Consider the following 9,181-nt stretch of genomic DNA (forward strand, 5'->3'; position numbering starts at 1 on the left):
CCAATATGGAAGATGTGCTCGCCGTCTATCAACGGCCGCATGATCCGCAGCGCCCCGTCGTGTGTCTCGACGAGACCTCCAAGCAACTGATCAAAGAGACGCGCGCGCCCCTTCCCGCGAAGCGAGGGCGCAAGGCGCGCCACGATTACGAATACGAACGCAATGGCGTGGCCAATCTGTTCATGATGTTCGCGCCGCTCGAAGGCTGGCGCTGCGTCGATGTCACCGACCGCCACGCGGCCGTCGATTACGCCCATGTGCTCAGGGACTTGTCCGACAAGCATTTCCCCAACGCGGCGAAGATCGTGCTGGTGCAGGACAATCTCTCGACGCACACTGCCGCTTCGCTCTACTCCGCTTTCCCCGCCGCCGAGGCGCGACGGCTGGTTGAGCGCTTCGAATGGCATTACACGCCGAAACATGGAAGTTGGCTCGATATGGCCGAGTCCGAACTCGCCGTTCTCGCGACCCAATGTCTCGATCGACGCATTCCCGACAAGACGACGCTGATCCAGGAAGTCGCCGCTTGGCAGGACAATCGCAACAAACGTCACGTCAAGGCGGACTGGCAATTCACGACCCGCGACGCTCGCGTCAAGCTGAAAACGCTATACCCGCAGTTCCAGTGACTCGGGACACTAGGCGAAGCCGCTCGTTGAAACGCGCGAGGGCGTCCGACGCGCTCTCGAAGGGCGCTTACAGGTGCTCGAATGAAACCGAGCCGGGAAGACCTAAGCCTTTTTTAATTTGGCGGGAATCGAATCGCTAATCAAGTGAAAAGGATTATAGATTGAGTAATAGGCGATGCCCGTTCCTCCTTAGTAGACCGGACCGAAACCCGTCGCCGCAGCCGCTGAAATCAAGCCTCGGAACGGCTCTGGAGGCGAGCTTTCGGGCCGCAAATCGACAAAAAAGCTGTTTTCCCGGGCTTTCTCCTGCTCGCCACTATGAGGCGGAGGCGAACGTCAGCCTTCGGATGCGCCGTCAAACGGTCATAAAACCGCGTTCGCCGACCTGGCGGGGGATGGGGCCGCGCGGCCCCCAGCCAGCAGACAGAGTTTGAACGCATCCGACGACCTCCCCTCCCCTACCGACGCCGCACATCTCCGCGTTCAGAACACGTTCCGCCAACGCCTTCTTCAGCTCGTCGAACAGGCCGTCTTTGGAAAAACCTCCTTCGGATGGCGTCCCGAGAGCAACTGATCCAGTGACTCCTTATTGATCGCCACGGCCCGCCTCCCGGCGGTTCTACTATGGCCGCGCACACAAGATTCCTGACAGTCCCCTAAAATCGGACCCGCGAGTCCCAACAAAACTCGAGTGCCTTCAGGGCAAAACGGCCCTCTTTTGCCTCTCGTCACCGCCCGTGGCGGACGGTTCGGGAAGATGCGCGCTCCACGTCACCAACGCGGCCTGTCCGGCGTCTGAGAGCGCATAGACTCCGCGCTCGACCCGGATGAACCAGCCGTAGACATTGCGAAGCAAAATCTTCGGCGCGTCCGGAATGGCCTGCTTCAGATCGCGTGCGCGGGCCGGCGCGTGCGCCATAGCCCCGGCGCAATGCAGCGCCTGCTGTCGATAGGCGGTCATGATGGGCCGTCGCGTGCCGCCACCAGTCGCCGGATCTCCCCTGCGCCGCTGATGCTCATCGAGGATCCGAGAGCGGCGCTTTGCGTTGTGCCTCGGCCGCCAGGCAACCGGCTCGACCAAGACCTCCACCCTACCGGAAGCGAGCACGCTGAGCAGCCCGAAGCCGAGCATTCGACAGAGCCTCTTCACCCGGGGGTCGGACTCGCGTCCGCGTCCGCGCGCCGATGCGCGGACGGCGAGCCAAACCTCGTCGCAAGCCGTGGATCGATCCACGGCTTGGAGAACAAGATCGAGCGTGAAGCTCAGCTTCAACTCGCAGATCACGAGCGCGATCGGCGCGCCGCGATCCACCGCCACGACGTCGCAGCCGCATATCTCGCCTTTCGCCTCGAACCCCAACCCTTCGAGGAAGCGCTTGACCGGGAGATAAAGGCTCGTCTCCAACCTTCGACCTCGATGCGCGCCGCGAGCCTGGCTCGACGACGAATCGGTAATCCGTGAACATAATAGCCGCGCTCGTTTTTTGCGGCACGAAGGGAGCCGAGTTGGCGCAGTTGCTTGACGCTATCATGTGCCATATATTGATCGCATCGCTATCACCTGAGACAGAAACGCCATCATGCCTGCTGTCACCATCCGCAACCTCTCCGACGAGACGCATCGCGCGCTGAAGGTCCGTGCGGCGCAGCACGGCCGCAGCACGGAAGCGGAGATACGCGACATCCTGGAGGACGCCGTGCGCCCGGCCAATCGTCTCCGCCTTGGCAGCGCGCTGGCGGAAATGAGCCGGAAGATCGGCCTGACCAACGCCGACGTCGAAGCCCTCCAACAGGCCCGCGAGCAGAAGCCGGCAGAGCCGCTGCGCTTCGAATGATCCTGCTCGATACCAATGTCGTCTCCGAGGCGATGAAGCCCGAACCGGACCCGGCGGTCCGCCGATGGCTCGATGAACAGGCGGCGGAAACGCTCTATCTCTCGAGCGTCACGATCGCTGAGCTGATGTTCGGCGTCGGCGCGCTTCCCAAGGGCAAGCGCAAGGACAGGTTGACCGCCGCGCTCGAAGGCGTGCTGGAGCTGTTCGCGGACCGCATCCTCCCGTTCGATACGAACGCGGCGCGCGGCTATTCCGATCTGGCGGTGAAGGCGCGCGCTGCCGGAAAGGGGTTCCCCACACCGGACGGCTATATCGCCGCCATAGCCGCATCGCATGGTTTCGTCGTTGCAACCCGCGATCGCAGCGCATTCACGGCCGCCGGCCTAACCGTGATCGACCCCTGGGCCGCCGGCGCCTGAACTGGCGGTTTGCAACGGCGCGAACATCGCGTGGTGATCGGGCGCCTGTTTCGGCGGAGCGATCCCCGCTTCCTGTCGCTGACAACATCGACGTCACGAAGCTGCCCGGGATCACCTTGCATATTGCCCATCTGCGGCCCCGACCGGGCCACGTCCCGATAGTCCCGAGCGGCGGACCTCTCGCCCGTCTGCCAGCCTCGCCGGGGCGCCACGCGGGCCGACCGCGTTAAAGCATTGCCAGCGCGCCTCGAAAGGCCGGAAAATAACGATTTCGCCGGCATTTCGGTTTCGGTCGCCAGTATTTCGCTCATCGCGAGGTCCTACTGTTCGATCAGGGCTCGGATGATCGGGCGCGAGATGCGCGACGACCACGAAGGCCAAGCCCAGGTCGGCCCCCATACGGCCGACGAACGATTTGCGCGCCGCGACGCCGTTTGCCGACGCGCCCGCTCTTTGCCGCGCACCCCAGCTCACCTGGGAGATGTGTGGTCAAGGCCAATTATACGACGTTCGACTGTGATCGGTTCAGACCGAGTTTGGTGGTAGCGGCCTGCCCGCTTCCAGCAATCGGAAGGAACAAGCCGCCATCCACGGGCTCTATTTCAGCGGCAGAAAGAGCTCCGCGACAAGGTCACCCGCCGCCCCATCGGCTTGGAAATTGATATAGCGCCGACAATAGATCGGGAAGTCGCGAGCCTCCTCGCCGCTGGCCGGCAGCCAGTCGCGGTAGAGATAGAGCGCGGCTGGCTCCAGATTGTGCGATGCACCGTCGACCCGCAGCACTGCGCAGCGCCCGCCGGGGATCGTGCCGGCCTTCATCACAGCGTTGTGCGCGGCGATCGGCAAATCTGTCCCGACGCACAGGTCCATGCTGTAATCGTCGGGATTCGCAGGCGTCCGCTCGGAGCGGAAAATGTTGAAGGTCGGGCTCGTCTCGGGCGAAAGCCCCGCCGTCTTGCGCCAGCGGATGAACGTCTCAATCGTCTCGTTCAGCCTCGCTCGGTCGCCGCGATGCTCCAGGATCGCCACCGGGGTTGGTGGTACGTCGCGGATCGTCACGTCGTCGTAGGTGTAGGTCTTCTCCATCAGCTTGCTCCTCGCACTTTTCAAAGGCCCGAAGGCCGCAAGCCACGGCGCCCAATCGGGCGATTTCCGGAACGACGAAGGCGATTGCCCGAGCCTTTGCCGAAAGGCGCGAGCAAAGGCATCCGGCGAATCATAGCCGGCATCCATCGCTATTTCGGTGATGCTCTGGCCGTCCTTCGAGGCCAACCGGTCCGAAGCGCGCTTCATCCGGGCAAGCTGGACATAGCGGTGCACCGACACCTCGAAGGTCGCCATGAACTGCCGGTGGAAATGGAATTTGGAAAAGGCGGCGATCCCGCTCAATGTATCCAGGTCCAGATCGCCGTCGAGATGCTGGTCGATATAATCCAGCACCCGCTGCATCCGCGCCTGATAATTCTGAAGCGCCGCCTTCATAATTTCTTCCTCTGTGGCGGCACCAGCTAGTCGCTTTGCACTATCACGTGCTCGACCGATCTTGCGATTTCTGATGGATCGGCTGGAAACGCCCAATGACCGCTTGCAGGCGAACATCGATAACCACGGGATGACCGCCACTGGGGCGCAAGCAGCCAAAACGCATCGTCGAGTCGAGGCGCCGGAACGATGTCCCCCATTTGGTAACAGCGTGCTGCTGACTTCTTCTCCTAGAGCAGGCGGGCTGAAATCGGCCGCAGTGCTCGGCGACGAAAAAGAGGTTGTGGTTCTCGACCGAGAACAGTGACGGTGCCCGGTCGGAATCGACGGCGAGCTTGGCCATTACCGGACCGGTGCCTCATTCTGCTCGTCGGGAAGGAACCACGTGGCTGCGAGCGAGGTGTCGGCGACGAGCGGCTTCAGAACCTGCGCCCGATGTCATTCGCGAATACTGGCTGCGGGCTCCGGGCTCCGCCCTCCATTCGTAGGCTGGGCCGTTGCCGCTGGCGGTGCCGTCCCGTGACGGAGGTTCGGGCGGTGTGAATTTCATCGGACACCACCTCCGGATCCAACGTAACGCGGGAGCTATCCTCGGCATAGAATGCCCGCTGAGGGGCGGCGATGAATACAAGTTCTCAGCTGAGAACTCTACGTTCCGTGCTAACAGGCGTTCTCGGGAGCTCGGGGGGCTCGTGACTTCCGGGATGTAAAACGGCGGCGTAAGAATTGATGGTTCTCAGCTGAGAACATTTCACCGCTGGAGCCATCGCGCGAAGCCTCCACAGACTGTCCAAAAGCACCCTCTCTCGCCGGGGTCGCTGGCATTGATGACGACCGAGAGGGGTGCGAAACGCATCAGTAGCGCAGGCGAGCGCGGGTCCCGTGGATCAAACGCCACGACTGGTTTGACACGTTGCTTCTGGCCGCGAAGGCCGCGTGAATGGGTCGTTCCAGCATGCCGCGATCAGCCGCTCAGCGGCCTCCCCCGTCACAGCGCGCTTTGCACTCGCGCCGACCACGGCCACGGCGCAGCTCTTAGCGCCGGGCTGTAGGGACTAGCTCAGGCGTGCAAGCCGAAGCCATTCGGTTTCCGTTCAGGGGCACAGCGCTGGCCGCGATCGCCGAATCACCGCAGACCGGCGTGTGCAGCCCCTCGCTGCGCAGCAGCTCCTCTTTACCCGATTGGTCTCCTACCTGCGCACCGGAATAATTCCGCGCGGTCGATCGGGCGCGAAGCACTCCAAGAGGAGCGCCAATCGCGGATCTTCAGCCGTGTCTCACCGCAACTTGGTTCATGACCGGCTATCGTAGGATGAAAGCATGACCGCCGCTGCCGGGCGGCAGTCGTTAATGCGCGTTAACTCTAAATCGCTTGACCGACTCGGCCAAACGAGAGAGTTTACGCGTAACGCGAAAAATAACGGCATTGAGCGTAGATGGCAGAACAAGCACAAATCGACCCCAGTCATCGCACCGGAAAGAAGGTGCGCTCTCTGACTCGCTTGATCGAGTCGGATGCCGCCCTGCTGAGCGCGCAGCTGAAGGAACTCCGCACCAGGGCATTCCCCCCCGCGGCACAGAAGGAACTACGCAAGTTCACGTCAGGGGAGGCAGCTAAACTGGTTGGAGTCACAGACGCATACATTCGGCAGCTGTCCCTCGCAGGCGATGTTCCCGAAACCGAAAAGAACGCTCGTGGTCGACGTCTCTTCACGCTCGAACAAATACACGAGGTGCGTCGTACGCTAGCGCGCTCAAAGCCAAATTACCTCCCGGGACGTCGAACCGGCGACCACCTCCAGGTCATCGCCATTACAAACTTCAAGGGCGGATCTGGCAAGACAACGACGGCTGCACATGTTTCGCAGTATTTTGCGATGCGCGGTTTCCGCACCCTTGCGATAGACTTGGACCCCCAGGCATCGTTGTCGGCGTTGTTCGGGCTACAGCCGGAATTCGACCTACAAGAAAACGACACCCTATACGGCGCGATTCGCTACGACGACCAGCAACGTCCTATGAGCGACGTCATCCGCTCGACCTATTTCGCCGGTCTCGACATCGTCCCCGGCAATCTTGAACTACAAGAGTTTGAGCACGATACACCGCGCGTACTCGCGGAGGGTCGTAGAAGTTCGGACCGAATGTTCTTTTCCCGCATAGCGACGGCGCTGGCCTCAGTAGAAGATCGATATGACATCGTCGTCCTCGATTGCCCGCCATCACTCGGCTTCCTGACGCTCTCTGCGCTCTGCGCAGCCAGGAGCGTTCTTGTTACCATTCATCCTCAAATGCTGGACGTCGCATCGATGTCCCAATTCCTACACATGACGTCCAGCCTTCTCGATGTCGTTGAGCAGGCAGGCGGCGATGCCGACTACGATTTCTTCCGGTACGCAATCACCCGATATGAGCCATCCGACGGTCCACAGGGCCAGATTGTCGGTCTCATGCGGAGCTTATTCGGAGAGCGTGTACTTACGACCCCGATCCTCAAGTCAACTGCGATCGCAGACGCTGGCCTGACTAAGCAGACGCTCTACGAGATCGGGCGCGAGAACTTTACCCGTAGCACCTATGACCGTGCGATCGAGGCGCTGGACACGGTCCATGCAGAAATCGAGACCCTTATTCTCGAGGCCTGGGGGAGGGCGGCATGAATAAGCGTCGCGACCAGCTCAGGGCAATGATGGCACCGATCACTGCGCCGCCCGCCCAGAGCGAAGATCGGCTCGCCCGTCCGCCCGTGGCATCGGGTTCGCTCAAGGCGATGGGGCTGTCGCTGAAAAGCCTGTCGGATGATGCGGAAGAAGCCCAAGCACTGAGGGCTCAGCTCGCATCGGGCGCGCACGTTGTCGAGCTAGATCCACACCTCGTCGATCCCTCATTCATTCGTGATCGCCTTGATGATGTCGAAGGGGAAGATTTCGAGGCGTTTAAGGCGGGCATCTCGGAAGCCGGACAACAGGTTCCGATTCTAGTTCGTCCTCGCACGGATGCGCCTGGACGCTATCAAGCCGCATACGGGCATCGCCGGGTCGCGGCGCTTCGGTCACTCGGCCGCTCAGTCAGAGCAATCGTTCGAGAACTCAGCGATGAGGAACTCATCGTCGCACAAGGAAAAGAAAACACAGATCGCAAGGACCTATCATTTATCGAGCGCGCGCTCTTTGCAGCTCGTCTTGAGGAACGAGGATTCACGCGAGCGGCGTTGATGTCGGCACTCTCTGTGCAAAAAGGAAACTTGTCGACGATGATATCGCTCGCAAGAGACCTGCCGGAAGAACTCATCATCGCGATTGGCGCAGCCCCGAAGATCGGTCGACCGCGATGGGAGCAGCTGGCATCGCTTGCCAATCAAGGCGATGCAAAATGGCGGGACATCATCTCGGACCCGACTTTCCCAGCCCTACCGAGCGATACTCGGTTCGAGCGCGTCCTGAACGCCCTGATTCGGCGTCCGGAGAAACCGGCGACGTACGTCGTCAAAGCCTCCGACGGGAAACAGGTCGCGCGCGTTGAGCGTGGCAAAGATCAGACCCGACTCACAATCGACAACCGGCTCGATCCGGATTTCGGAGCTTACCTTGTCGATCAGCTGCCAGAAATCTATGCGGCGTTCAATCGCCGTGAAGATGCGTGAACCGCGTACCCTGAACTCGTGAAAGGAACCGTAGCGGCAAAAGAAAAAGGCCCCCGAAACGCCCGTCCCGGAAGCCCTTCTCTGTCTTTAGCAAACCGAGAATCACACTTCCGCGAATCACTGTCAAGAGTCGGCGCCGTTTCGGCGAGCGGATTTCTTTTGCCCGAACGAGGCAAAGGAAGATGCAGACACGTCCAACGACGCCCTTCGGGCGGCGGCCGCTGTCGCTCGCCATGGTGGCGAGACAGACCGCGACCGAGAATTTCGCCGCAATGCCGGGCGCGGCTGAGACCGTCGTCCACAAATGGCGACTGTTTCGCGCGCTCACCGAAGCCAAGGAGCCGCTCGGCGTCACCGAGCGCGCGCTATCCGTATTGCACGCGCTGCTGAGTTTTCATCAGGAGACGGCGCTCAGCCTGCCGGAGATCGATTCGATGTCCGCCGAGGCGGGCTCCGCTAGCGCGGGCATCGTCGTGTTTCCCTCGAACAAGGAGCTCTCGATCCGCGCCCATGGCATGGCGCCGGCGACTTTGCGCCGACATCTCGCCTGCCTCGTCGAGGCCGGGTTGATCATCCGCCGCGATTCTCCGAACGGGAAGCGCTTCGCTCGAAAAGGGCAGGGGGGAGCCATAGAGGATGCTTTCGGCTTCGACCTTGCGCCGCTCGTCGCGCGCTCGAGCGAAATCGAGAACCTCGCCGAGGAGGTGCGAGCGGAGAATCGCGCCATAGCGCTGCTGCGGGAAAAGATCACCCTCATCCGCCGCGACATCGTCAAAATGATCGAGACCGGATTGGACGCGGGCGTCTCGGGCGACTGGGACGACGCGCATCAGCGCTATGCGACGCTTTCGGGGCGCTATGGGCGAGGGCTTTCCCGCGGCGATCTGGAGGCTTTGGCCGGCGAGCTGGCCGTGCTGGCGGCCGAAATTCACAAGCTGCTGGAAACGCATATAAAAGCTCAAAATATGAGCGGCAATGAGTCTCAAACTGAGCGTCACATACAGAATCAAACCACAAACTTTTCTGATCTTGAACCTAGCCTTCAAGAAGGCAGGGCCGATCCACCCCAGCCAAATCTCGAACAGGGCAGGGGACCGATCGAGCGAGCGCCGGAAGCATCCTCGGATCGCTCTCGGATTGCCGATCCCAAGCCAGCGCTTCGAGCCTATCCGC

9 protein-coding genes and 1 pseudogene are annotated in these 9,181 nt (G+C 61.5%); 7 read left to right on the plus strand and 3 right to left on the minus strand.

The genetic code is table 11. The features are described from left to right. A partial coding sequence (locus tag KP010_RS22065) for an IS630 family transposase (RefSeq protein WP_216281836.1) occupies nt 1-629 on the plus strand: 629 nt, incomplete at its 5' end. A 472-nt stretch (nt 630-1,101) separates the two neighbouring features. Here the strand turns inward: KP010_RS22065 and KP010_RS23475 are convergent. After that, a pseudogene (locus KP010_RS23475) lies at nt 1,102-1,229 on the minus strand (IS256 family transposase); the annotation flags it as partial. 97 nt (nt 1,230-1,326) lie between these two features. Further along, complete coding sequence (locus KP010_RS22075; protein WP_216281837.1) at nt 1,327-2,034, minus strand: DUF2161 domain-containing phosphodiesterase; 708 nt, start codon at nt 2,032-2,034, stop codon at nt 1,327-1,329. 175 nt (nt 2,035-2,209) lie between these two features. Here KP010_RS22075 and KP010_RS22080 point away from each other — a divergent pair, with 175 nt between their 5' ends. After that, entirely contained in the window at nt 2,210-2,464 is a 255-nt protein-coding gene (locus tag KP010_RS22080; RefSeq protein WP_216281839.1) for a plasmid stabilization protein, read from the plus strand. Further along, entirely contained in the window at nt 2,461-2,883 is a 423-nt protein-coding gene (locus KP010_RS22085; RefSeq protein WP_216281842.1) for a type II toxin-antitoxin system VapC family toxin, read from the plus strand. The genes KP010_RS22080 and KP010_RS22085 overlap by 4 nt, the downstream gene beginning before the upstream one ends. Nucleotides 2,884-3,480: 597 nt before the next feature. On the opposite strand, the gene KP010_RS22090 is transcribed toward KP010_RS22085, so the two are convergent. After that, on the minus strand, nt 3,481-4,365 hold the full coding sequence (locus tag KP010_RS22090; RefSeq protein ID WP_216281844.1) for a GyrI-like domain-containing protein: 885 nt from the start codon (nt 4,363-4,365) through the stop codon (nt 3,481-3,483). A gap of 73 nt (nt 4,366-4,438) precedes the next feature. Here KP010_RS22090 and KP010_RS22095 point away from each other — a divergent pair, with 73 nt between their 5' ends. The 4 genes from KP010_RS22095 to repC all read left to right on the plus strand — a co-directional run. Continuing rightward, the gene (locus KP010_RS22095; RefSeq protein ID WP_216281846.1) at nt 4,439-4,672 is read left to right on the plus strand and encodes a hypothetical protein; all 234 of its coding nucleotides are present in this window, start codon (nt 4,439-4,441) and stop codon (nt 4,670-4,672) included. 1,129 nt (nt 4,673-5,801) lie between these two features. Then, complete coding sequence (repA, locus tag KP010_RS22100) at nt 5,802-7,025, plus strand: plasmid partitioning protein RepA (RefSeq protein WP_216281848.1); 1,224 nt, start codon at nt 5,802-5,804, stop codon at nt 7,023-7,025. Then, on the plus strand, nt 7,022-8,008 hold the full coding sequence (gene repB, locus KP010_RS22105) for a plasmid partitioning protein RepB (RefSeq protein ID WP_216281851.1): 987 nt from the start codon (nt 7,022-7,024) through the stop codon (nt 8,006-8,008). The genes repA and repB overlap by 4 nt, the downstream gene beginning before the upstream one ends. Nucleotides 8,009-8,190: 182 nt before the next feature. Beyond that, nucleotides 8,191-9,181 (plus strand): plasmid replication protein RepC (repC, locus tag KP010_RS22110; RefSeq protein WP_216281853.1); only part of this gene is annotated, 991 nt, incomplete at its 3' end.

The sequence above is a fragment of the Methylosinus sp. KRF6 genome (assembly GCF_018887255.1).
In the GTDB taxonomy this organism is placed as follows: domain Bacteria; phylum Pseudomonadota; class Alphaproteobacteria; order Rhizobiales; family Beijerinckiaceae; genus Methylosinus; species Methylosinus sporium.